Here is a 23,739-nt window from a genome sequence, read left to right as displayed (position 1 = left end):
CCCATAGTCCTGAATTTAACGATTCATTCCTCCGCCTCTGCCAGCTCCACCGCCGCCTCCCATGCCTCTGCCGGAGCCGCCTGATCTGCGTCCACCCACTCCTCTGCCAGGTGGAGCTATGGATGCATGTGCCTGTGCTGTTGGGCCACCAGTTTCCTGCAATTGACCTTCTTTGTACTGACTGATCGCATCTGTAACTGAACCACTGGCTCCTGTCATTACCCGAATTCCGGCTGCAGAAAGGATCGGGAAGGCGTTAGGACCGATGCTACCGGTAAGGAGGATATCGATCCCTTTGTCAGAAATGTTCTGAGCAGCCTGTATACCTGCTCCGCCTGACGCTGAAGCTGCCGGGTTGTCAACTGCTTTGAATTCCATAGTTTCCGAATCTACGAGGATAAAGTAGGGGCATCTTCCAAAACGTAGATCCACTGCTGCACTAATATTTTTATCTGTGGCTGTTACACATATCTTCATATAATTCCCTCATTCATAGTTATTTGTTATTATATAATACTCACATGAGGGGATGTATATAAAAGTTTCTCACAATGCTTATATATTTACTCCCATATGAGATATTAGGGGATATGCAATGAACAGAGATAAATTAACTTTCATCCCCAATACAGGTACAAATTCCAGAGGTAATAACATGGATTATACAAAAATTAGTGAGAAGCTTATTGAGACACTGGAGCTTAAAGGGAAACCAGTAGCAATATCATTATTAAAAAGGGAAATCGATATTCCGGATGACCTACAAAAGATAGAGATCCCAAGAAGATACTGCCAGATGCTTCAGGATGCCAGGTTCGATGATAAAGTCACTTTTGCTACCATGGATGAGCATGCCTGCAAAGGTGGTGCTGCAGCCATAGGATTACAGGACTACCCTGACAAGATCAAAAGTGGGGAATTGTATTTCGATAAACTTGGAAAGGAAATATCCCTGAGTGTTGCTAAGCGTGTTGTAGACAACATGCCAAGACCTGCCCCCGGATCGACCGTTGCAACGATCGTTGCTCCTCTGGACAATACACCAACAAGACCTGATGTTATTATCGTGATCGGAAACACCCTTGTAGCCAGAAGGATCGCACATTCAGTGATCTATAGACGTGGTGGTCGTATGACTGCAAACTTTGCAGGAATCCAGTCCACATGTGCCGATGCTACCGGTTCACCATACACCACCGGAGAGGTCAACATCTCTATTGGTTGTGATGGCGCTGCCAAGAATGCAGGACTCAAGGACGATGAGATGGTTATCGGTATTCCTGAAGAACAGCTTGAGGACATTACTAATATACTGGAAATGAAGGCAGGAACCTGGAATGACTGGATGAGATCATAATCATCAAGCATGATGATACCCTGTAGAATATGTATTTTCTCTACAGGGATATCAAATGCTTTAATATTTCCTTTATTTTCTTTTGCTCAAAAATAGAAGTGTTTGATGCTACTTGATTTAACAAGTTTAATCTGGCCATTCCATATAATTCTTTATGACTTTCTTTCAATCGAGTTTAAATCATCTAAAATTTTCAGCGAATTTAGTAGTTGTTCACAAAAATTAGTTATTCGTGGTTCTTTTATTTCTGTGCCTATCTCAAGTGCTTTTTCAAGATACTCAATGGCTTTCTCAACCTTACCAAGATTACTGTAAGCGAGCCCGAGATTTCCGAGATTATTACCTTCACCGCTCCGGTTTCCGGTCTCACGTGAAATCACAAGTGCCTGCTCATAGTACTCAATCGCTTTCTCAACCTGCCCAAGATCACTGTAAGCGATACCGAGGTTTCCAATCCAAATGCCTTCCTCGCGCCGGTCTCCGATCTCACGTGAAATCACAAGTGCCTGCTCATGGTACTCAATCGCTTTCTCAACCTGACCAAGAGCATGGTAAGCGATACCGAGGTTTCCGAGATCAGCACCTTCCCCGGATCTGTCCCCGATCTCACGTGAAATCACAAGTGCCTGCTCATGGTACTCAATCGCTTTCTCAACCTGCCCAAGATCACTGTAAGCGATACCGAGGTTTCCGAGATTAGCAGCCTCCCCATGTTTGTTTTCCATTTCTTTAGATATCTTCAATGCCTTTTCACTGCAATCAATGGATTTCTTATAATCTCCAATCTGATTGTACAAGGTTCCAAGTGAAGCGAATAAATACCCGCTTATTTCTGTATCTGTGGAGAGATCAGACAGAAGTGATTCTTTTAGCTGGATGTTGTGTTTAATCTCATCCAAGGACCGATACTCGGTTTCCAATGCAAATTCAACGAGACCAGGTCTGAACTTTCTTTCTTCAGGCACTTCCATGAACTCCACCACGCGATTTCTGAATGCGAAGAAGTCTGGTGCTTCAACACTGATGCGTGAGAGCTCTTCTTCGGTTGTCCAGAACACAACTTTGACATGGTGCTCGACAAGTTCTTCCCGTTTAAAGTTCAGGTACTGGATGGTTTCAGGAAATCCCTTTTCGAGGTTGTGTACGAAAAAAATAATGTTTTTGGAGTCAGTTAATGAAAAATATAAAGGTAGGTCCTTATTTTCTCCCGCATCAACGATGACAACATTAAGGCCCTGTTCTTTCAGTATTCTTTTAATAGATTCCTCTACATCATCACGCAAAAATTCACTCAGATACAGTGCAAAAAGAATCGAAGCTTTGTTATACTTATGTGAACGACCAAGATAATTGCAGAGCCGTAAGATCCGGGTGTCTTCTGATTCAGTCATGCAATAGAATCTCTTCGAGTGTGGGGTGTACATCACACCAGTTTTCACCATTCACATATTCAAGGACGCTAAGATTATGCAATAGGTGAGCTATTTTTTCTATTCCTTGAAGATCGTTATTCTTGTATATTTCTTTGAGTGTGTAGTAGTCTTTTGATTCAAGAATACGTTTAAAATCACTTCTTATTTCACTGGCAGCCCTTTCCACATCTTCTGTTTTTATAATGGTTCTGCCATTTTCTATTGCACTATCAATTGCAATCTGCATTACACGTGCAGTTTCTCTAAACACACCTGCACCTGTTTTAATGGCAAGTTCCAGTGCATCGAGTTCGATTAGATCTTCGTTCATTCTTTTATGAACAAACTTTTTCATCAGTTCATAACCAGAATCATACAGTTCATCTCTCTTATTTTTATAATGTAACTTGATATTAGGGAGGCAGAAATTGGTATCCCTTACCGCTACAGACTTCTGGGAGAAGAATATGGCAATAGGTACCGTATAGACGATATAGCATAACGGCTGGGTTATTGCCGTCTGGTTATCGTAAAAAATTGTTTCTGCTTCTTCCAAACGAGGTTTATCCAAATCATCGATTAGGACAAGGACTTTCTTATTTTCCTGACCTTCGATATTTGCAATGATCATATTTATCTTAGCGATAAGATCAGAAAGTCTGGGTTCTATTGTTTGGCGGATAATCTTCCTCGTAGATTGCTCAGATTTGATTTTCCCCATAATGGAAACGAAGAATGTTTTGATACCTCCTTCAAGTGAGGTTTCATTGACTTTTCCTTCTTCATTTATTTGCTCAATTACACTGCTTTGCCAAGCCTCAAGTTCTTTTATAAGCTCAGGCTTCAACTCATTTCCCGCATCTGTATACTGAATAAACAGTTGTGCACCGATAGAAAAAAGCACATCAATATAGTTAAGATTTTGTACATCGCAGACCTCTTTCATCGAGTACTTCACAACAAAGAATTTTTCTTTTATGTCCTCATTCTCAGCAAGTATATTTAGTTCCGTTGACTTGCCGCATCCTCTATGACCGCTATAAAAGTATTTTGGAGATTGTTTATGCTGACGCAAAAGAGCCCTGATCAATCGGTACAAAGGTTTGCCTTCACGTTCTACATGGAAAGGGGACTTTGCCGGTAAAGTATAGAACGGATCGAAATTGCTCCATGCAAAATCCAGATTATCAGCAACAATGAATTCTTCAGCTATTTCTTCTGGCATATTGTATCTCCTGCAACCAATTTATACATTCAAAATTAATATATGTGCTCCTAGTTTTGTTTAAATCAATCAAAATACAAACTAAACTAAGGACATATGACATAATCCAAACAACAATATATCCTTTCCGATTGGGAACGATTCTGACCGTTAAAAACTCTATAATACCCTTTATTTTCTTACTGTCTTTAGCAAACATAAAAAACATTGTATTAATATCAACAAGCTTTTAACTTTTATCTCATTTGCTTCCTGAATCTTTCTCAAGACTTTTCTTGTATTTGATTCAAGTTGTTCCTCTTGTAGTTTTTCTGAGAAGTAAGTATTTTATCAGGATAGGAGTTTTCTAATCCCATCTGATTTATGCTCATTTCAATCTCATTTTCATTCTTTTTTTAACCACAATAAGCACAACTGTTAGCAGTGAACAGTGCTAACCATTTATAGATATGCTTAAATATAAGCAGTTGTGTACATTTAGACCATAACCGTGAAAAACCTACTGAACCGTTAAACAGATACAGTTCAGATCATAAATATATGAAAATATGGAGTGAATCAATATGGATCTCAAAGAGCTAAATGAATTCGGTAAGATACTCACAGAAAAACTCAACCTTAAGACAAAGCCTGTTGCAGTTTCACTTATTCAGAAAGGACGTGATATTCCTGAAGGTATTGAGAAGCTTGATGAGACTACAAGACACTGTCAGATGGTAGACATGGTCAGAAAGACCGGCAGGGAGTTCTATGCAACCGCAGATGAGCAGGCATGTAAAGGCGGTTCCGCAATGATGGGACTTAATGAAATGCCAACCAAGTTAGCTACCGGTCAAACCTATTTAAATCTTAACCGTTTCGACACTATCAATGCAGCAAGACGCACAATGGAAAGTGTTACTAGATTAGAGCCTAATTCCATAAAGGCTGCTGTTTATGGCCCTCTCGAGAGTGCAACATTTGCTCCTGATGTAATTGTAATAATCACTACACCAAAGCAGGTAATGCAGCTTTCACAGGCACTTATTTACAAGCACGGTGGCAGAGTAGAAACAAGCTTTGCAGGAATCCAGAGTATTTGTGCTGATGGTGTTGTAAGACCATACAAGGAAGGAAAGATCAGCGTAACCCTTGGATGCGGTGGCAGCAGAAAGTTCGCAAACGTCGCAGAAGACGAGATGATAATAGGAATCCCTGTGGAGAGAGCCCACGACCTTCTGGAAGCAGTTAATGAGATGCTCTGATACGAGTATCTTTGAATTTCTTTTTATTGCATCATTCAGATGAGATATAATTTATCAGATGAGTGGAGTTTGAACATTGCTATCCGTCCACTCACTCGCTGCCAGGAGCTTAACGTCCTTGATTAGCAGACCACCAGCAGTGTGGACAAATTTTGGAATTAGTATCTTTTGTGATAGTAATCTATTTTCCAATTTTAACACCGTTAACAGTTGGTATAGAGTTTGAAGTACTTAAAACCTAAAAACAAAATAGTAAAATAATAAAAACGTCATTGCAGATTTATGTCAATGTCAACAGATGAGGTTATAATTTTCTAAAGTATTCGGGAATATCTTTTAAGTGAGCTTTCAGCCAGCCAGTGTTACTGATTAATAGTGTGAATAAACTACCAACTGCCAGTGTGACCAATACATTTTCTTTTAAAAATGCATTAATTACAATATAATATGCATTTGCGCTCGATGACAACGAATTTATTGAAGAGTAATCACCACCCGCTATCATTTTGCTTAGCGGTATAGCAGTTAACGTTAACAGTAACCAAACCATCAGAAGACCTTTCGATTGTGAAAATTTAGGGTAATCATATTCAGATTGGAACATTTTGTTATCAATTTTCCCGTTACCTTTGAATTTAAATCCAAATGATTCAAAGACATTTTTCACATTTTCAACCTCATCACTAACAACAAAAGCAAACCCTCTTTTCTTAGAAACCTTTAATTCAACGGTACTTTTCTCTGGATCATAACGTAAAAAGTAGGTTGGTATGCCGGTAGTATTCTCATAAATTATATCGGACCCATCGTGTGTAACATATCGTTTTCTTGATAAAAAATGCAACAAAGACTTATACTCACCTTCGTTTCCAATCTCCTTTTCAAAAATAAAGGCATCCCCAGCTAACGATCGAAAAAGCCCATATGAAAACATAAATGGGGGGAATGTTGTCAACTCATACTCTAAATATAAAAACGTACAACTTATGATGAAAGTTATTATTGTCAGATTGACAAATGATGGATCGTTCACAAAGGCAATTCCAAAAATGGAATTTATGAATCCAAAAAGAAAGAAAAAGGCCATATGTTGCAAAACTAGATAAAAAAACAGAATTCTACCACTAGTCCTCGTTTTCCAATCTTCTTTAAAAAAATAATGATAAGAAATCGATACCGATATAAGGCACACTATATATGGAACGAATATGTAAAATGCTTCAAATATCAGAGATTGGCTAATATAAAACAACGGGAAACTTATAAACAAGGATAACAAAAGAAAAACTATAGTCGGTTGGACATATTCTTTTATAGTTTTGAAATCTTCGATAACATTGTCAAACATTAACAAATTTGAAAGCAGACAACATATAAAAACGTAACTAACATAATATTTACCAATAATTGTTTACAAAATGAACTGTCAAAGTACCTTCATCCATCCCCATTTTTCCGGATATCAATTTGATATTCCACATTGCATGCGAGGGATGAGGACTCTGTCAATACGATCTTCAACTTATGGAACAAATAATGAAATATTAAAACTAAACTTTCATCGATTACTTGTTGAAAATAATAATAATTATCACTATTGATTTTGATTTAAAATCGAAAAAATAGATGATGTGAGATAGAGGTCTCACAGATCATCAGGATACAAAGCCCTATCCATTGCCCTCAAACTATCCCGTGCCTGCTTGATCTTAACATCATCGGGCTTCAATCTCAATGCCTCATTATAACATTCAATAGCACCTGCACGGTTATCGAGCATGCGTAAGCAATCCCCTTTACACTTCCATACCTTGACATTGTCCCTGTAACCGATGTTCAGCAATCGGTTAAAGCACTCCAAAGCCAGAGGATACATCTTCATCTGAATATATGTGATGCCTTTATTGAACAGAGCAGTGACATTGTCCGGTTCCAGCTGTAAAGCCTTATCAAAGCAATAACAGGCCTTCTTATGGTCCTTTTCATCCCTGCCGGCAGCAATTCCCAGTTTTACCCACTCGCCAGCGCTGCCTGAACCCTGCTTCTTAAGCTTCCTCTTTGCCCTGTTCAAGGCCTCGGCAGGACTATCACCGGCCTTGGCAGGTCTGGAAATTCCACTACCTGAGACAGCACTGCTCCTCTGTTTTGCAACCTCGGACAGATGGACCCTCTGAGGGATATACGCAGGCTTGCCAAGCATCTTCCTGAGGATCATGATCGCAGCATCCTTGTCCAGAGGCTCATTATTATTGCCGCATTTAGGGGACTGGATACACGAAGGACAGCCACCCTTGCACGGACAGCCCTCTATGGCCTTCAACGTTACCTCAAGCATCTCATCTATCTTTGCATAACCGGCTTCAGCATAACCCACGCCACCGGCATGACCATCATAGATGAAAATACCGCTCCTATTGCCTATATCTCCATGCTCCGGAGTTGAAACACCGCCCACATCATTACGGTCAGCCAGCAGATGCAATGGATACATAGCGATCAGAGCATGCTCGATGGCATGGATCCCGCCATTGAAATCCCTGTCGTGCTCTTCCACAAGCCCCACAAGCCCATCAGGCAGCTCAAGCCAGAGAGCTTCGGTCTCAAGGCTGAACTCCGGCATATCAAGCTCGAACCTTCCAAGCTCATTTTCTGAACGAAGCTGGAGCTTCCTGTATCCTGTCACCTGCTGAATGACCTCCACATAGCCGAAACCAACACTGACCCCATCAAAGGTAGAAAGAGGTTTGCTATCGATGACGTCACGGACAGCAATATCAGAAGTTACCTGGGCCCTGGTATAATACGCATCCCTCGCCTTCTCGACTTGAATTATGCGTTTCTCATGGTCCAGTTTCGTCACACAATATGGAGTACCCTTGTTGATGTAGATCGCACCTTTAAAGCCCTCACGATAAGCACGCAACCTGTCGATATCCTTCTCAAGGGGCTTGCGGGAACCTTTCTCAAAGATAGTATAACCATTGCTCTCAGTGCCTCTGATATGGACACGCATATGCGTCCCGCCATCCAGGGAACGCTTCTCAAAACCGCCTTCAAGTAAACCTTCTTCCTCAAGAGCAGCGACTATTCGTTTGAACTCCTTACCGAAATACCGCTCATCCTCATCCCTTAAAGGCAGCTCCTTTGCTGCACAGAGCAAATGGTCGGCCTGAATGTTCCTATTCGAGACATTGATAACAGCACGCTCGCACTCCTTAACAAAGAACTCTCCCGGATTTCTCATATAATACTGATCAAGAGCATTAGAATCTGCAACCAGAACAACAATGCTCTCACTGCTGCCCCTACCCGCACGGCCTGCCTGCTGTCTCGCACTCATCAGAGTGCCCGGAAATCCATCGATAACACAGGCATCCAAACCCCCGATATCAATACCAAGTTCAAGGGCCGTGGTCGAGATCACACCTGCTATCTCGCCTCTTGACAAGCCCTTCTCGATGGCCTCACGCTCATCGCCATAATAACCGCCTCTGTAAGAGCTTATGGTCTTTTGGACACCCCTGCTTTCAAGCTGGTTCCTGGCCTCCACGAACATCTTTTCGACCTTCTGCCTTGCCCTGGTAAAGACAATGGTCTGAAGATCGTTCTGGACAAAGGTCGTGAAGATATTGACAGTATCACCAAAGCTTGCCTTTCTAACAGTGAAGTTCTTTGAGCGGGAATAAAGAGGCGGGTTCCAGAACATGAACTTTTGAGCACCTCTGCCGGAACCGTCATTATCTATCAAAGTAACATCCCTGCCTATCAAGGCCGAAGTATGTTCCATTGGGTTTCCAATTGTCGCAGTACAGCAAATATACTGCGGACTTGAACCATAATGGTCACAAATGCGGTTAAGCCTCCTCAAAAGGTTGGCCATATTGATACCTGTAACACCGCTATACGTATGGCTCTCATCAAGAACTATATATTTAAGGTTCGACAGGAACTTCTTCCACTGCTGCTTCCACTGCAAAAAGCTCAGATGCACCATTTCAGGATTTGTAAAAAGGATACGCGGATTCCCATACTTCACTGCGGATTTCTCCTCAGGGGGCATTGTTCCGATGAACTTGTTAATATTGAGGTCAAGTCCCATGGAATCCCTGAACTTCTCAAAGCTCTCAAGCTGGTCGTTCACAAGAGCGTTCAAAGGAGAAATATAAAGGGCAGTGGCATTAGGATCCTCCATCAATGTCTCAAAGATAGGAAGCATATAGCACAACGATTTCCCGCTGGCAGTACTGGTGGAAAGCACGACATCCTTACCGTCCAGCACCTCCTTTATAGCATCAGCCTGATGAGTATAAAGTTCTTTGATCCCCTTCTCAGCAAGAGCATATTGTATCAAAGGTTTAAGTTCGACCGAACCAAATTCCGCATCCCGTGGCAAAATATTCTCTACGTGAACGATCTGACCTTCATAGCCACGTGAAGAACTGATAATCTTGATAATTCCTGACATATCCATTAATGAAAACCATCCGTAACAACACTTGATGGTACTTAAAATCTCAGGACAGGGATTCTGTAGAGATCTTCGATATTCGGACAATAATTCAATTTTAAAATATTATGGGATGTGTTATATTATGTTGGAATATAATTCCAATTCCAGCTTATAGATGTTGATTTTGGCAGGTTTCTACAGAGCCAATTTTAGACACATTTGTGAAATAATCTTAATAGTATTTGCCCTTTCGTAACAATTCATGATAGATCAATCAGGCAATCTTAACAAGTGGTGGCAGTTCTGGAAGTCAGACAAACGTACACTAAAATGTCAGGTATAAACAGTTACACTCCACAAGTGTACATAATTTGACATTCTTGACAGGTATGTCAAGATTGTGTGTTTGGTTTATTAGAGGATTTCTACAGAAGCCATATGACCGCCATAATATCCTGTAATTCCATCCATAATATTTGCCTCCTTGATATATGCTATTTAACGTGAACTACTCCACGCTTACGCATGGAACTTCCTGTTTCATAGCTCGTTCCATCGAACGCAACTTCACAGGCTCTTCCCCTCGTTCCGAAGGTGCTTCAAATTCTAATTAAGTTCTGTTTATTAAGTGCAAATTTCTTAATGTTGATAGCGGCGTTAATATCTCTATCATGAATCGAATTGCATTCGGGACATTCCCATTCTCTAACCGCAAGTGTCATGTCATTTTTGTAGTGACCGCACACGTTACAGATTTTAGTTGATGGTTCGAATTGTCCGATGCGGAGAACGGTCTTTCCACACCATTCTGCCTTATATTCGAGCATGGATACAAAGGAACTCCACGAAGCATCTGCAATATGTTGAGCAAGGTTGTGATTTTTCATCATCCCTTCAACATTCAATGTTTCCAACGCTATAGCTTGGTTCTCGCTTAATAGTTTAGAAGAGAGTTTGTGTTGGAAATCATTTCTCTGGTTGCTGACTTTCTCATGGAGTTTTGATAATGCAAGTTTAGCTTTTGTCCTATTCTTTGAACCTTTTTGTTTCTTGCTCATCCTTCGATGTAGCACATTCAGGCGTTGCATAGAGTTTTTAAGATACTTAGGATTCTCGACTTTTTCACCATTGGAGATAACAGCGAAATCCTTAATCCCCACATCAACGCCAACTGTTGTACTTTCATCGAAAGAGGATTTAACAGGCACTTCTTTACCATCATCAACAAGAATGCTGATAGTATTTTCCAGTAGATGTTCTGGAAACCGTAGCAGTCTTTCCGATACCTGTAAATTTACGATGTAAAATAGTCTTGACAAACCCTATCTTTGGAAGATATACTTTATTATCATCAAAGTCCACCTTATAGAATTGTGGTACAGAAAACGATTGTACAGGGTTCTTCTTCGATTTAAATTTAGGAAATCCAGTCTTTTCCCTGAAAAACTTTGTATAAGCATTTTCAAGATTAAGGGTAGCACCTTGTAGCGATTGAGAATTTACATCCTTCAACCATTCATGTTCTACCTTTAACTCGGTCAACATTTTGTTCAACGTGAACCTTGATGTTGACTTGCCCTCCGTTTGATAAGATTTAATCTTGTTATCCAAAGCCCAATTATAGATGAACCTGCATGAACCGAAATGTTGAAAAAACATCTCTTCCTGTTCTTTTGTAGGATATATTCTATACTTGAAAGCCTTTAACATACTTGTCCCCATACAACTTAACACTGCTCATGATGTGTGTTAAACAACGGTTATCATCATGTCAGTACGCATTCATCCCCTAGCTTACGCGGGGTGTTCTGCTTATTATGATAAACAATTAAGGAAAGAGCAGAAGAGGATGTGTAAATGAATGAGGATCGAAATTCAACCTGGAATTCCAGGATCCTCATATGTTCGGCACATTAACATTATAATCTACGCTTCAGGCTGTATGCAGCTCCTAAAGCAGTTACTGCAAATAATACCTCAAATGCTGGTATGGGTTCAGCATCCTCAGTTTCATCAGCAATTTCAGTTTCATTTTCAGCAGATTCTGATTCAGGTTCCAGTTCAATTATGATCTCATGTTCTGAAAACTCTGGCATGTGCACGAGCATGGAGGCTGTATCATTTTCCTGCAAGTAGTAGCAAAGCGGCTGATCTCCACCTTCGAAAAGCTCATCAATGTTATTTGTGCAGCTTAGTGGAACTCCATCATACCGTAATCTGAGACGGTCTGATTCGGTGAAGTCCATGGTTCTTTCATCCATGTGTATGGCAATTACCTGTCCCTCTTTAAGCTCTGATGATACTCCCAATACCAGGCGGTTTTGTCTGGCCTCTCTTACCTGGACATTAACTGGTGTGTAGTTCAGGAAGGACATCGAGGTTCCGCCATCATGCATAGTTATCTCTGCACCTACCCGTCCCATAGCGATCCCATTATTGATCATTTGATGCATTCCCAATGATTGACTTGAATATTGGAACATGGTCTGATGAAACTGAGGGGACATTGTTGTAGCTCTGAACATTACGAGGCTGTTCTCAACAAGATCCACATTTATGGCCTCATCTGTGAGACTAATATCAATATCGGATATTTGTTGATCACTGTTCATGAAATCAGGACTTGCTATCAGGAATCCTTGAAAGTTGTTCTTGGTGATCTTTATGATAGTTGCTCCATTTAATTCCTCGTTGTCTATGCTTGCTTCAACACCATCTGCCAGATCGAAAACGACCGTTTTATCATCCATTGCTCTGACCTGCATGGTTGCCATTGGGTTGTCATGAATATTGATCAGACTTGAACTTCCAATGTATGCAGCGTTCGAACCCCGAATATTCTGGGATATATAATCAAAATCAGAGACTTTGATAGAATCAAAAATAACATCACCAGATAAGGCGAAATTGAATATCTCCCCGGACTCGTCAAAAGTGAATGTTGTATAATTTCCAAATGCTGAGTGACCCTGCATCATGAAATTAAGCCCTTGTGTCATTCCCTGATGCCTTATTCCCTGCATGGCCTGCTGCCTCATCTCGACAAATCCTCTTGAATTTACAGATGTAGGCATGTTGCCCATATGCAATACCATATAATTGGCAACCAGATCACCTGACACTCCATATTCAGCTTCAATTTCACCAATTGTCAGACTTGGGTCAGTGTTTTCTGGAAGTCCCATATCAAAAATGATATTCTCCACTGGAACACCGAACATGTTGGATATCTGCAAGAGGGTATTCTCTTCGAATCCCGTAAATCTATTATCCATATGTCCAAATTGTTCACCACGCATTTCCCCCATCATATTGCTCTGTCCCATCTGTGCAAGGGCAGGAGATACAATTACTATTGATAATAACATAATACTAACTAAAAGTACGCCTAAGGCTTTCATAATCCAATTACCCCCAAATTATTTTCAATATGATTGGTCTATCTTTATCTAAAATAAACTTTCTGGTGTAACTAATTTTATATTAAAAAATGATTATATTCTTTTCATTTAAGAGTTGTCAGAATTGAGGCTCTGTAGAAATCCTCGATATTCGGACACTAATTAAATTTGAAAAAAATATGGAATGTGTTATATGATGTTGGAATATAATTCCAATTCCAGCTTATATATGTTGATTTTGGTAGGTTTTCTACAGAGCCAGTAAAGGATTATCTTAAAAGCTCATTTTCTGTAATGCGGTGTGAGCTTTCTTTCTATTCTGGTAAATATAATATCAAATGCTATCGCTATCAGAATAGCCGGAATAGCACCTGCGAGGATCTTCTCATTATTGAATGCAACAAGTCCCTGGAATATTAGCTCTCCAAGGCCACCACTTCCAATATACGCCGTTAGAATAGCAATGCTGTTGATGAGGATGAAAGCGAACTTAATACCTGCAAAGATAGCGGGATAAGCATTTGGCAGGCGAACATAGCGAAGTATCTGCCACTCGTTCAGCCCGATACCGTCCGCATAATCAAGCATTGACGGATCGACCGTTGAAAGCCCGATATAAGTGTTCTTAATTATAGGAAGCAAAGCACGCAGCAATATCGCCACCACGGCAGGATAGAAGCCAATTCCCATAAGAGGGACAACGAGAGCAACAACTGCAAAACTTGGGACCGCCTGTGCAAGATTTGCAAACTTGGTCACCACATAACCAAAGCGCTTGTTGTAAAGTGAACCAAATGCAAGAGGCATGGATATGCAAATGCTTATGATCAGTGTCATAACCACCAATACCAGGTGGTCAGCAGTATGGCTGAGTATCGACTCAAGAGTTACCATATACCATACCTCCTCTGAAGGCGTTTCTCAATCATTCCGGCAAGCCCGTCAAAGATGACAGCGAGCAAACCTGTCCAGAAACCGACTACCAGGATCGTGTTTATCTTATAGAGCTGGATCCCGGCAATGAGAGCTGCACCCAGTCCACCTGCAGCAATCAGGCCACCAAGTGTTACAACACCCATGGTAAAAACAAGAGCTATACGCAAACCTCCGACGATCATAGGTAAAGAAAGAGGTATCCTGACCTTGAACAAAATATCCTTTTCGGATAGTCCCATTGCACGTGCGATATCAACATATTTGAGATCCACTTCTTTAAGACCGGTATAGGTATTTCGTGTAATGGGTAAAAGGGAATAGAGTACTGATGCCACAATGGTAGGTTCTTTTCCAAGACCAAATATAGGCAATAGCAGAACCAATAATGGAATATCGGGTATGGTCTCTACAAGATTTAAAAGATTGAGCATGGGATGTGCTATCTTTGGTCTGGAGTAAAGGAACAAGCCAAGAAAGACACCTATGATGGAAGCCAGAACTATGGCAATGCCGAACATCGTCAGATGCTCGATCGTACGTAATGTCAATGAGTTCGTTTCCCAGACTTCAATAAGATCAGACAATAACAGAGAATCAACCCCTTTATGCTCCTTATCCAATTACCTGACTGAAAGCATCATTTGGAAACAGGAATCCGCTTAGTTTTTCATCGGTCATGACAAAGGCCATCGAATGACCATTCTTCTGCATTATTTTCAGTGAGGATGAAAGCAGTTCATTTCTGGAAAATGAAGGGATCTCAACAACATGATCTGCTATCTTGCTGTCCTTATCCTCCATACGCAATAGATCAATAAGCTTTACAATACCCAGCGGACCCGAACCATTAGAAACCACAGCGATCTCTATGTTCTTCTCTATCATGGAACTGATAGCACTCTCAATATCAAGGGATCCATCGTGGACATACATGCACTCAAGAGGGGATATAAGGTCCTTTATTTTCAATGTATCAAGGTGCTTGAACTTCTTACCGGAATCCACAATGCTTGCCACCATCTCGTTTACAGGATGGAATATCAATTCTTCAGCAGTGCCTATCTGAACAAGTTTCGCATCGTCCATTATCGCGATCCTGTCACCGAGCTTGAAAGCTTCTTCGATATCATGTGTCACGAATATTATGGTCTTCCCCAGTTTTTCCCTTATCTGGTAGAACTCTTCCTGAAGTTGTTTCCTTAAGATCGGGTCAAGTGCACCGAAGGGTTCGTCCATGAGCAAAAGAGGAGGGTCCATCAAAAGTGCCCTTGCGAGTCCAACTCTTTGCTGTTGTCCACCGCTTAGCTGATGAGGATACCTATCCATGAACATCTCAGACGGAAGGGAAACAAAATCAAGGAGGTATTTTACCCTGTCTTTGATCTTTTTCTCATTCCAGCCTTCCAGCTTAGCTACGAGACCAATATTCTCGGCAATGGTCATGTGAGGGAAAAGACCGATGCTCTGTATGACATAACCTATGTTCCTGCGAAGGGCAACCGGCTCAAGTTCCATGACATTCTGGTCATTGATGAGAATAGTCCCTGAATCGGGTTCTATCAAACGATTGATCATACGGAGTGTTGTGGTCTTCCCGGACCCACTGGGGCCTATGAAAATGACCAGCTCCCCACCTTCAATATCAATAGAAACATCATTGATAGCAAACCTGTCATCATATTTCTTCGTCACACCGCGAAGCTGTATCGAATCGATCCTGTCGAATAACCTTTTGGATGGCATAATAGATCTCACTTTAAGAGCTGTTTTTCAGCTATAAAAAAATAAAGATGAACGTGAACTAAATGAATCGATGGGGATTACCCCTCGATCAATCCAGTCTCTATTAAAAAGTCCCTTGCAATGTCCTCAGCTTCACGCTTATCGACATCGAACTGGTAGTTAAGACCTCTCATGGTCTCTGTGTCTATCTGACCATCCAGCTTCTCAAGAGCCGTAACAGCATCCGGATTTACTTCTGCAAATTCAGCAGACATTACAACGATCGCATCGTATGGTGGTAATGCGTTCATGTCGTCTTCCAGGATCGTAAGATCGAATAACTCGTTCCTTGTATCTGTAGTATAAGCTGAGATGACATCTACCTCATCGAGTTTGATCGCCTCATACATGAGTGTAGCAACTGTTGGCTTTACCTCTTTGAACTCAAATCCATAGAGAGTGCTTATGCGTGGAAGACCATCTTCACGAAGTGCAAACTCAGGATCAGTACCGATTATCAGACCAGGTGCATAGGTTTCAAGATCACTGATAACAACAACATTGTTCTCTTCTGCCCACTGTTTTTTTACTGCAAGTGCATAGGCATCTTCAAAACCAAGATCGCTTATGACCAGTACTCCATCTTCCTTCAGACCTTCTTCGGCTTTCTGGTAAACGACTTCAGGGTCCCACACTTCAAGAGCAGGCTCTTCAAGTATCTGGCTGTATACAGTACCAGTATATTCAACATATACATCCACACTGCCCTGTTTCAGACCCTCATAGTTTACGAAAGTGCCTCCAAGGCCTTCCTTCACATCAACCTCATATCCTGCTTCTTCAAGCATTATACCGACCATGTGAGCCAGAATGTATGACTCCTGGAACAACTTTGAACCTATGACCACAGTTCCCTTCTCTACTTCTGTATCATCAGAAGCAGGTTCTGTACATCCACTAAGGATAACAGCTAAAGCAACAAATGTTGCAAGTAGAATTTTCCAATTCATATTATACCCCTTTACAAAGTGAACTTTAGAATATTTATACATTTGGTTGTTAGTAATTCATTTTCACTATGCATCAACCAAAAATTCATCAATTGCTTAAAAATAATAAAAAGAGTTCAATTCATTTCAGCGATAATTTCAAAGGATCAGAAAAAAAAGAATGAAAGACTCTTGAAGAGCCAACATATAAATAAAAAGAAACTGGCTGCTTATTAAACAGCCTCCTTCCCGATCTGTGCAATAGTGTCATCGATATCCTTTGCCAGCTCTTCAGGAAGACCTGTAATACCAACGTCGAGGAAACCACGGACGATCATTCCCACTGCATCTTCTTCTGAAAGACCGCGTGCCATCAGGTATTCGACCTGTTCTCTGGCGATCCTTCCAACAGCGGCTTCGTGAGTAAGTTCCACATCTGCTACGTTTGCTTCAAGGACCGGAATGGCAAGCTGTGTACCTCCATCCTTAAGGACAAGACCATGACATTCGAGATGACCTTTACAATGCGGTTTATTTGCCACCATTTCACCTCTTGCGATGACCTTACCACCTGTTGTGATGGTCCTTGAGATCAGCTCAGCCTTTGTGTTTGGTGCATTGAACAGAACCCTGCTGCCAAGGTCAAGCTCTGAGCCAGGATGAGCAACGGCTATGGTATGGAACCTTGCAAATGCTCCTTCACCATCAAGTATTGCAGTCGGATAGGACTGAATGGACCTTACGGGCTTTAAAAGGATGTAATTATTAACGAACGATGCCCCTTCTTCCAGATGGATAACTGTCCTTGGTCTGACACTGACATCATCCGCCCAGTTGTGTATCATGGTAAAGTTCAGAACACCACCCTTCTTGACATATATTTCAGAGATACCAAGATGCATTGCTCTTTCAACACCTTTTTTGGTGGTACATCCAGTAATAACATCAAGCTTTGCATCCTCTTCCACGATAAGGATGTTATGAACGGTCTGTGCAATGTCCTTATGACCCATCACAAGACAGGTCTGTACAGGCATGGAGCTTTTTTGTCCGGCAGGTGCACGGATAAAATATCCGTTAGCATTTTCAAGATAGCTCTTTGCGGTGTACTTGTCAGCATCCACCGCAACAAGCTTCCAGGAATAATCCTTGAGCCAATCATGCTTTTCCATGGCTTCATGAAGTGACATCAACTCAATGTTGGGATCCTTAAGTGAAGAGTGGGAAACTGCGTTATCAACCATCAGGAAACTGCCTGAGCGTTCCTTATCATCAGTCAACACACCAACGTTCAGAAGTGTTTGCTTGAACTCATCATCAAGGTCCTCAAGATCCTCTGTTTGTGGCACTTCCTTTGCAGCAACCTCGAATTCGTTAAGGTCGTAATCCTCTCCGTACATTGCAGATTTTTCAATGGCCTTCTCAGCCCTTTCCTTTAGAGATGTCCCACTTTGCATTCTATACACTCCTGATATCCCTGTGCTTTTATTTCCTTGAGCATTTCACGTGGATTGCCTCTGCACATGACAGTACCATTGCAGAGTATGTATCCCACATCCGGTTCAACGTAATCGAGAACCTGACCTGTATGTGTTATAATAAGTGCGGAATTTCCTCTCTTGCGATGGTCGACGGAACATTTCGATCTGCTTGAGAGCATCTCATCGATGGTCGTTCCGATCTTTTCAATACTCACAAGATCCACACCGGATTCCGGTTCATCGAGCAGGTAAAGGCATGGGTTCTGTGCGGAAAGCTGCAACAGTTCAGACCTTTTGATCTCACCACCGGAAAAACCGACATTAACATCCCTGTCCATGAAGCGTTCCATATCCAGCTTCTTAGAAGCAGCTTCTGTGTCAAGGCTGTGATCATTGTTTATGACCTGAACCAGATCCTTAAGTTTTACACCGGTAAGGTTGGGTGGTCTCTGCGTCATGATCCCAAGACCACGCTCAGCCCTTTCATTTACTGAAAGATGGGTGATATCTTCTCCCTTGAACAGTATCTGCCCACCTACAATATCATAACCGCTAAATCCCATAAGCGTCATGAGAAGGGCAGATTTGCCGGCACCATTTGGGCCAAAAAGGACAGTCGTGCTGCCCTGTTCCACTTTGAGATTGACCTTGTTAAGGATTATCCTTCCGCCAATCTCTACTGTAAGATCTTTTATCTCGAGCATATTTCCTCCGATCGTTTTGAAGAGATCTCTTTTTCATATTGAAGTATAAGAATTTCCAGACTTCGTAGATTGTTAACAGATAATAAATATAGACCGCTTTGCAAATCAGAATACATGTCTAATACTTACGTCTATCGATATTAATTACGGTATAGACTTAAAACATATTCAACATAAAGGTTTTGAATAGTTGTTAACGGTGTGAAATTGCGCTCGATAAGATATATAATTTATCTTTCAAGATCAAAGACTATTAATTTTTAACTGGTCAGAATTTCAGGAAAATATCGAACAATATAAAATCGAAATGTTTATAATGCATTAGACAAATTTTAGGGACTGTTGTGTGGCATGTTGAAGTTATCAATTGGATAATAATATACATGAAGTTATTGATGGGGGTACCGTACATGAAAATTGAATATTCTATATTTGGGACTATAATATTATCTTACTTTGCTTTGGGTACATTTGTAAAAATTCACAACACTTTGGTAACCGGTACGCTCTTGACGAACTTTACACCATTTTCAATTTCAGAAAGAGTTCTTTTTCTCATTGTAACCAGTCTATTTGGAGTGATGGTCTTCAAATTCGTTGGAATGAACAGATTCACTGATCAAAAATAAGATCCGAATTTTTGTGGGTAAGATGCTAATTAAATTAAAGAGATGTCACAGAGAACATCTGGGTAAGTGAAATTGGTAGGGATGATTATCATTGATGCAGTATAAAATAAGATATTAAATTGACCCTATTTTTATGATCAATTTAAAATGTCAGAAAGACAACTTCATATCTTATGTTCCAGTTGAAAGATCAGAGTGCCACCACACATATTCGAAACTTGCATTCTTAAGCTCCTTTTCTCCCCCATGACCGTTGAACTCCTCCCAATCAACATAAAGAGCATCATCAAATGCTATTTCGGTCTGGAATATCTTCACCATATTCTGATCCCCCATTCCATTCCGCTTTATTGCACTTCCAGTGAAAACGATCTTTTTACCGGCTAAATCTTCCGAATGTGTGATTATTGCTGAAGTGGCTGTGAGAACAGAATCAACCATACATTCTTTTAGATCAGGATTAGTATAAAACCACTTTTTTTCAAATCCGATAACAATAGAATTGATATTTTCATAATAGTTCACTCCGGTTATACGGACCTCAGAACCATCAAGTGCCAGGGATATTTCATCGAACAGGATATCCTCGATCGTTTGGTTTTCCTGTTGTACGGAGATGTTCATTGGGTCACTATCAAGAGGAAGATTGCTGTATATAAGGGCAGTTAAACAAAGAATGATGAAAATTAGTAGAAAATGTCTGCGTAGTTCGAAGTGTAGCATTCTTTTTTAATCCCCAGTGATATTATTGTGGAAGTTATAAATCAAATTACTTATAGAAAAGGTTTTCGACTTCATCTAAAAAAAGTATTAAAATGAAGAATAATAAATGTAAATTATCTTACATTTATCAAGGGTCATCCTGAAAAATCAACAAAATAACTTTTGCTATGAAACTGGACTTGATCAGATATCAGCTATGTCCAGACTTCCTTCCCATACACCATGAATGTTACAGTATTCAAGTGCACAGAATGACTTAAATTCCTCGATATGTTCGATCTTGAAGCTAACGTCTGGTCTAGTGTTACCTGGACTCAGGACCATCCTGCCAAGATCTACTGACTCTCCTGTCTGTTTCACACCATAGAGTTCTATCCATGCGATATGGTGTTCAATTGTGTTTGGATGCGCAACCTCTTTGCCCACGATAACCCGAACGAAGTCATTTCCATCTCCACCATGACCACTTAGGATAACGATAGTTGGAACATGCTTTTCAAGCATCACATTCTCAGCTTCCGTGTATTCCCCTTTTAAAATATTTTTAAAACTCATGTTATCACCTTTTAACTATAATACCCATTTTTCATTAACAACTTAGGTATATGCTATTGTTGGTAGGATCATCAGATCAAAGAAGATTCAGAATCTCATTTCATTTCATTGTTTTGAAAACATTCTATTGATTTAATCCAAAGGGTACTCTTTTGCTTCTTTGCCCAAAAAATATCCCAAAACAGTCCTGATACCTACGACTGCACCCAAAAGTAGAAGTTCTTCAGTTGTGGGAGCTAACACCGTCTCAAGAATGTCAGCTGCTATGTAAAACTCGAGTCCGAATATTATTCTATTAGTTAGATCTCTTCGGATCTCATTATATTCATATGGTTTCTTAAATATCTCAAGCATGATCAGCTTATAAGTTGATCTAAAGCCACCATATGTTATTAAGATCGTTCCCACTATCGTGAATAAGCTGGCAATTGATCTTAAGATGATCTCTACGATCGTATATGTATCCACTTAATTCCCCACTTACTAATAATTAAGAATATTTTGCTATTTCTACTTAAAGTTTAGTCAATTACCACCCATTGAAATGGGTGGCTTGTAAGTAAATCACTGCGCTGTACCCTGTACAGCACTCATCCCTACATTCGGCTGATTGACAGACAGCCTACTCAGGCAGGATATACCCGCCTGAGCTATGTTTCGAGCAGCATTGAGGTCAGCATGTATCTGGAATCCACAACTACGACAACGGTAAGAACTACCATCCCGATTCCCTTTGTAAGTGTGTCCACATTTGGAACACTTCTGACTAGAGAATCTGGGATCAACCGAGACAACCTACTTGCCCAGAGCTTCCGCTTTATAGCGGATAAACTGTTCAAGTTGGTAGAAACTCCAATTGTTGAGTTTCCTGTTAAAGTTCTTTCCTCTGCGTTTCTGGACTCTGATACTTGTAAGATCTTCAAGAGCAAACACATCAAAGGGCATATTGACAATTTCTTTGGCAATATGATGGTTAACATCAGTCACAAACCGTCTTTCCCTTCCGCTGATCTTCTTAAGAAGACGTTTAGCAGATTTGGTGCCTTTGGACTGAATTTCCTTCCTCAGATATGCATATTTAGCTCTTGTATTCTTGACCCCGCTGTCATTGAAAAAGACATTATTGGAACAAACTGCGACATTAACAATTCCTCGATCAATACCAAGAACAGTATTACCAGATGGTTTAGGAGATTCTGCTCGAAGTGTTACATGCAGATAGAACAAATCGTTTCTGCTATCATAATTCAGAGCAGAACTTCGAATTTCCCATCCGAGATACTGTTCATAGTATTTGGGGATTGTAAAACAAACCTTAACTCTGCCATTGACCGATGCAACTGTAGCATACCCATGTTCGAAAACAATACGGATAACTCTCTTGTTGTATCTGATTGCAGAAAAAAGATGACTTTGTGGAAGCCTCTTAAGCTTAACACCTTTGAGAGCTTCACACGCAACATCACGAGCACCTTGTACCAGCGAAGACGGGAGTTCAGGGTGCAGTTCTCTAATGTCTTTGTAAGTAGCGTGATGGATAGATACCTTGCTATGTGTATGATTATTAAAACCATACGACGCAACCTCGTTGAAAACGTGGTTGAAAAGTACAACTGTCTGCTTGAGATTTTCTTTGCCTTCATTCGGCATCTCCAGCTTGAGTTTGATGGTTCTATCCATATTCATATATTACATTCGAAACTTTAAAAAAATAACGACACAAGGAGGGACGGTGCAATTCATCCACCTGTTTCATTTTGCAGTTACACTGCAAGACATCCAGATTGATCTGGATGTTTTCCATGAAATTAAACTCCCATTAAATCTTCGATTTGATGCGAGATTGAAATGGGTGGTCTCCTTGCACCAACGATTATGAACTTCGAATCTGACCCATTAATGACCATCCATTGTGTATAGCAAAGCCTTCACAAAAAAAGGTGACATGGAATCAATTTAGACCCACTTAAAAATAATTGAAGATCATTCATCTTCAAATAAATGTTCGAGGTACAGCTTTCTGACACATTTAGAACCGTATGGACCAATTATTCCAGACTTTAGTTCGATATACCAGCATTCATTCATGGACCTGCCACAACATCGACATTTACTGCTTTCTTTTTTGAAAACTATTTTAGGTTTGTAGAATTCCAGGGCATGTGATTCATGACAGAAATGGTAAGTGCCATCCCTCTTCTCAACAAGTCCTTCCGTTCTGGCGGCTTCCATTACATCGTGCACTACATCATAGTTCTTTGTCACTGTTTTGGACAACAATGTTCTGATCTCAAGTGGAGATAATTCAGTTGCACATATTGTTGCAATATAGTCCAGCCCTTTCTGGACGGTCTTTGAATATTTCATTTCATCCCTTTATCCATTTAACATATAGAACGGAGTGGATCTCGCTTTACATCATCAATTACAGATAATGAACACGTGTCTTCGTCCATTAAGTTGTGTATCTGGTACAAACATATACAAGGGACTTTTTGTTATTAAATATTTATATAATTATTGAATTCTTACGGCAGCAGACATTCACGATATCAAGAAGAAAGAGACATACGGTGCACCGGTCATAGAAGGTGATACTATCGACATCCCTGTAGTTGGTTCAATTGCTCACAAATTGATGCCTTGAATAGTTGAAAGATATATTCTTGCACTTGACAACAACGACTTGCAAGTGTCATCTACTACAACAGCTATCCATGAAATTAAACTCAAATGATCAGTAATACAACCATTGTCTACAGTAGGAAAACAACTCTTACTGCATGACAATGGAATCTCAGATGAAATGATCAGACCTCTATTTATCACGGATTATAAATGTATTTGTTCACTATCTATCAGATTCTATTAAAAATATCCAACCAAATTTAAGCCACAAATACTATAACAC

19 protein-coding genes and 2 pseudogenes are annotated in these 23,739 nt (G+C 40.4%); 2 read left to right on the top strand and 19 right to left on the bottom strand.

Annotated features, from left to right (window positions below):
• Nucleotides 1–15: 15 nt before the first annotated feature.
• Complete coding sequence (locus PBV53_RS01830; RefSeq protein ID WP_270095475.1) at nt 16–477, bottom strand: NifB/NifX family molybdenum-iron cluster-binding protein; 462 nt, start codon at nt 475–477, stop codon at nt 16–18.
• A gap of 118 nt (nt 478–595) precedes the next feature.
• Between PBV53_RS01830 and PBV53_RS01825 the strand changes: the two genes are divergently transcribed.
• A complete protein-coding gene (locus tag PBV53_RS01825; RefSeq protein ID WP_270095474.1) occupies nt 596–1,357 on the top strand; it encodes a DUF169 domain-containing protein in 762 nt (253 codons plus the stop codon).
• A gap of 152 nt (nt 1,358–1,509) precedes the next feature.
• On the opposite strand, the gene PBV53_RS01820 is transcribed toward PBV53_RS01825, so the two are convergent.
• Complete coding sequence (locus PBV53_RS01820; RefSeq protein WP_270095473.1) at nt 1,510–2,748, bottom strand: tetratricopeptide repeat protein; 1,239 nt, start codon at nt 2,746–2,748, stop codon at nt 1,510–1,512.
• Nucleotides 2,741–3,994, bottom strand: coding sequence for a P-loop NTPase fold protein (locus PBV53_RS01815; RefSeq protein ID WP_270095472.1), 1,254 nt, complete (start codon nt 3,992–3,994; stop codon nt 2,741–2,743). The genes PBV53_RS01820 and PBV53_RS01815 overlap by 8 nt, the downstream gene beginning before the upstream one ends.
• A 563-nt stretch (nt 3,995–4,557) precedes the next feature.
• Between PBV53_RS01815 and PBV53_RS01810 the strand changes: the two genes are divergently transcribed.
• Nucleotides 4,558–5,238 (top strand): DUF169 domain-containing protein, encoded by a 681-nt coding sequence (locus PBV53_RS01810; RefSeq protein ID WP_270095471.1) that lies wholly within the window; start codon nt 4,558–4,560, stop codon nt 5,236–5,238.
• Nucleotides 5,239–5,542: 304 nt separating this feature from the next.
• Here PBV53_RS01810 and PBV53_RS01805 read toward each other — a convergent pair whose 3' ends face one another.
• The 16 genes and pseudogenes from PBV53_RS01805 to PBV53_RS01730 form a co-directional block, all read right to left on the bottom strand.
• Entirely contained in the window at nt 5,543–6,193 is a 651-nt protein-coding gene (locus PBV53_RS01805) for a hypothetical protein (RefSeq protein WP_270095470.1), read from the bottom strand.
• A 690-nt stretch (nt 6,194–6,883) separates the two neighbouring features.
• Nucleotides 6,884–9,709 (bottom strand): DEAD/DEAH box helicase, encoded by a 2,826-nt coding sequence (locus PBV53_RS01800; RefSeq protein WP_270095469.1) that lies wholly within the window; start codon nt 9,707–9,709, stop codon nt 6,884–6,886.
• Between the two features lie 578 nt (nt 9,710–10,287).
• Nucleotides 10,288–11,398, bottom strand: a pseudogene (tnpB, locus tag PBV53_RS01795) (IS200/IS605 family element RNA-guided endonuclease TnpB).
• 209 nt (nt 11,399–11,607) lie between these two features.
• Complete coding sequence (locus PBV53_RS01790; RefSeq protein ID WP_270095468.1) at nt 11,608–13,089, bottom strand: hypothetical protein; 1,482 nt, start codon at nt 13,087–13,089, stop codon at nt 11,608–11,610.
• A gap of 282 nt (nt 13,090–13,371) precedes the next feature.
• Nucleotides 13,372–13,983, bottom strand: coding sequence for an ABC transporter permease (locus PBV53_RS01785; protein ID WP_270095467.1), 612 nt, complete (start codon nt 13,981–13,983; stop codon nt 13,372–13,374).
• Nucleotides 13,977–14,645, bottom strand: coding sequence for an ABC transporter permease (locus tag PBV53_RS01780; protein ID WP_270095466.1), 669 nt, complete (start codon nt 14,643–14,645; stop codon nt 13,977–13,979). Before PBV53_RS01780 ends, PBV53_RS01785 begins: the two co-directional genes overlap by 7 nt.
• Nucleotides 14,638–15,768: an ABC transporter ATP-binding protein gene (locus tag PBV53_RS01775; protein ID WP_270095465.1), complete on the bottom strand. Its 1,131-nt coding sequence runs from the start codon at nt 15,766–15,768 to the stop codon at nt 14,638–14,640. Before PBV53_RS01775 ends, PBV53_RS01780 begins: the two co-directional genes overlap by 8 nt.
• A 77-nt stretch (nt 15,769–15,845) precedes the next feature.
• Nucleotides 15,846–16,757, bottom strand: coding sequence for a glycine betaine ABC transporter substrate-binding protein (locus PBV53_RS01770; protein ID WP_270095464.1), 912 nt, complete (start codon nt 16,755–16,757; stop codon nt 15,846–15,848).
• A gap of 212 nt (nt 16,758–16,969) precedes the next feature.
• On the bottom strand, nt 16,970–18,193 hold the full coding sequence (locus PBV53_RS01765; RefSeq protein ID WP_270095463.1) for a SufB/SufD family protein: 1,224 nt from the start codon (nt 18,191–18,193) through the stop codon (nt 16,970–16,972).
• The gene (locus PBV53_RS01760; protein WP_270095462.1) at nt 18,172–18,921 is read right to left on the bottom strand and encodes an ABC transporter ATP-binding protein; all 750 of its coding nucleotides are present in this window, start codon (nt 18,919–18,921) and stop codon (nt 18,172–18,174) included. Before PBV53_RS01760 ends, PBV53_RS01765 begins: the two co-directional genes overlap by 22 nt.
• An 800-nt stretch (nt 18,922–19,721) precedes the next feature.
• Nucleotides 19,722–20,174, bottom strand: coding sequence for a hypothetical protein (locus tag PBV53_RS01755; RefSeq protein ID WP_270095461.1), 453 nt, complete (start codon nt 20,172–20,174; stop codon nt 19,722–19,724).
• 282 nt (nt 20,175–20,456) lie between these two features.
• Entirely contained in the window at nt 20,457–20,828 is a 372-nt protein-coding gene (locus PBV53_RS01750; RefSeq protein WP_270095460.1) for a class II SORL domain-containing protein, read from the bottom strand.
• Nucleotides 20,829–20,960: 132 nt separating this feature from the next.
• On the bottom strand, nt 20,961–21,296 hold the full coding sequence (locus PBV53_RS01745) for a DUF1622 domain-containing protein (RefSeq protein WP_270095459.1): 336 nt from the start codon (nt 21,294–21,296) through the stop codon (nt 20,961–20,963).
• A gap of 96 nt (nt 21,297–21,392) precedes the next feature.
• Nucleotides 21,393–21,563, bottom strand: a pseudogene (locus tag PBV53_RS01740) (zinc ribbon domain-containing protein); the annotation flags it as partial.
• A 60-nt stretch (nt 21,564–21,623) separates the two neighbouring features.
• Entirely contained in the window at nt 21,624–22,508 is an 885-nt protein-coding gene (locus tag PBV53_RS01735) for an RNA-guided endonuclease InsQ/TnpB family protein (protein ID WP_270095458.1), read from the bottom strand.
• 303 nt (nt 22,509–22,811) lie between these two features.
• On the bottom strand, nt 22,812–23,195 hold the full coding sequence (locus PBV53_RS01730; protein ID WP_270095457.1) for a DUF5830 family protein: 384 nt from the start codon (nt 23,193–23,195) through the stop codon (nt 22,812–22,814).
• Between the last annotated feature and the right edge of the window lie 544 nt (nt 23,196–23,739).

Source organism: Methanococcoides alaskense (assembly GCF_027594145.1).
Classification (GTDB): domain Archaea; phylum Halobacteriota; class Methanosarcinia; order Methanosarcinales; family Methanosarcinaceae; genus Methanococcoides; species Methanococcoides alaskense.
This window is presented reverse-complemented; position numbering and strand designations above follow the sequence as displayed.

Bases quoted from the DNA above. Each gene is read 5' to 3' on its own strand.
- PBV53_RS01825 (WP_270095474.1), top strand. From the start codon at position 596: ATGAACAGAGATAAATTAACTTTCATCCCCAATACAGGTACAAATTCC.
- PBV53_RS01755 (WP_270095461.1), bottom strand. From the start codon at position 20,174: ATGAACATCTCCGTACAACAGGAAAACCAAACGATCGAGGATATCCTG.
- PBV53_RS01785 (WP_270095467.1), bottom strand. From the start codon at position 13,983: ATGGTAACTCTTGAGTCGATACTCAGCCATACTGCTGACCACCTGGTA.
- PBV53_RS01830 (WP_270095475.1), bottom strand. From the start codon at position 477: ATGAAGATATGTGTAACAGCCACAGATAAAAATATTAGTGCAGCAGTG.
- PBV53_RS01810 (WP_270095471.1), top strand. From the start codon at position 4,558: ATGGATCTCAAAGAGCTAAATGAATTCGGTAAGATACTCACAGAAAAA.
- PBV53_RS01750 (WP_270095460.1), bottom strand. From the start codon at position 20,828: ATGAGTTTTAAAAATATTTTAAAAGGGGAATACACGGAAGCTGAGAAT.
- PBV53_RS01730 (WP_270095457.1), bottom strand. From the start codon at position 23,195: ATGAAATATTCAAAGACCGTCCAGAAAGGGCTGGACTATATTGCAACA.
- PBV53_RS01800 (WP_270095469.1), bottom strand. From the start codon at position 9,709: ATGGATATGTCAGGAATTATCAAGATTATCAGTTCTTCACGTGGCTAT.
- PBV53_RS01765 (WP_270095463.1), bottom strand. From the start codon at position 18,193: ATGCAAAGTGGGACATCTCTAAAGGAAAGGGCTGAGAAGGCCATTGAA.
- PBV53_RS01820 (WP_270095473.1), bottom strand. From the start codon at position 2,748: ATGACTGAATCAGAAGACACCCGGATCTTACGGCTCTGCAATTATCTT.
- PBV53_RS01775 (WP_270095465.1), bottom strand. From the start codon at position 15,768: ATGCCATCCAAAAGGTTATTCGACAGGATCGATTCGATACAGCTTCGC.
- PBV53_RS01815 (WP_270095472.1), bottom strand. From the start codon at position 3,994: ATGCCAGAAGAAATAGCTGAAGAATTCATTGTTGCTGATAATCTGGAT.
- PBV53_RS01760 (WP_270095462.1), bottom strand. From the start codon at position 18,921: ATGCTCGAGATAAAAGATCTTACAGTAGAGATTGGCGGAAGGATAATC.
- PBV53_RS01770 (WP_270095464.1), bottom strand. From the start codon at position 16,757: ATGAATTGGAAAATTCTACTTGCAACATTTGTTGCTTTAGCTGTTATC.
- PBV53_RS01735 (WP_270095458.1), bottom strand. From the start codon at position 22,508: ATGGATAGAACCATCAAACTCAAGCTGGAGATGCCGAATGAAGGCAAA.
- PBV53_RS01790 (WP_270095468.1), bottom strand. From the start codon at position 13,089: ATGAAAGCCTTAGGCGTACTTTTAGTTAGTATTATGTTATTATCAATA.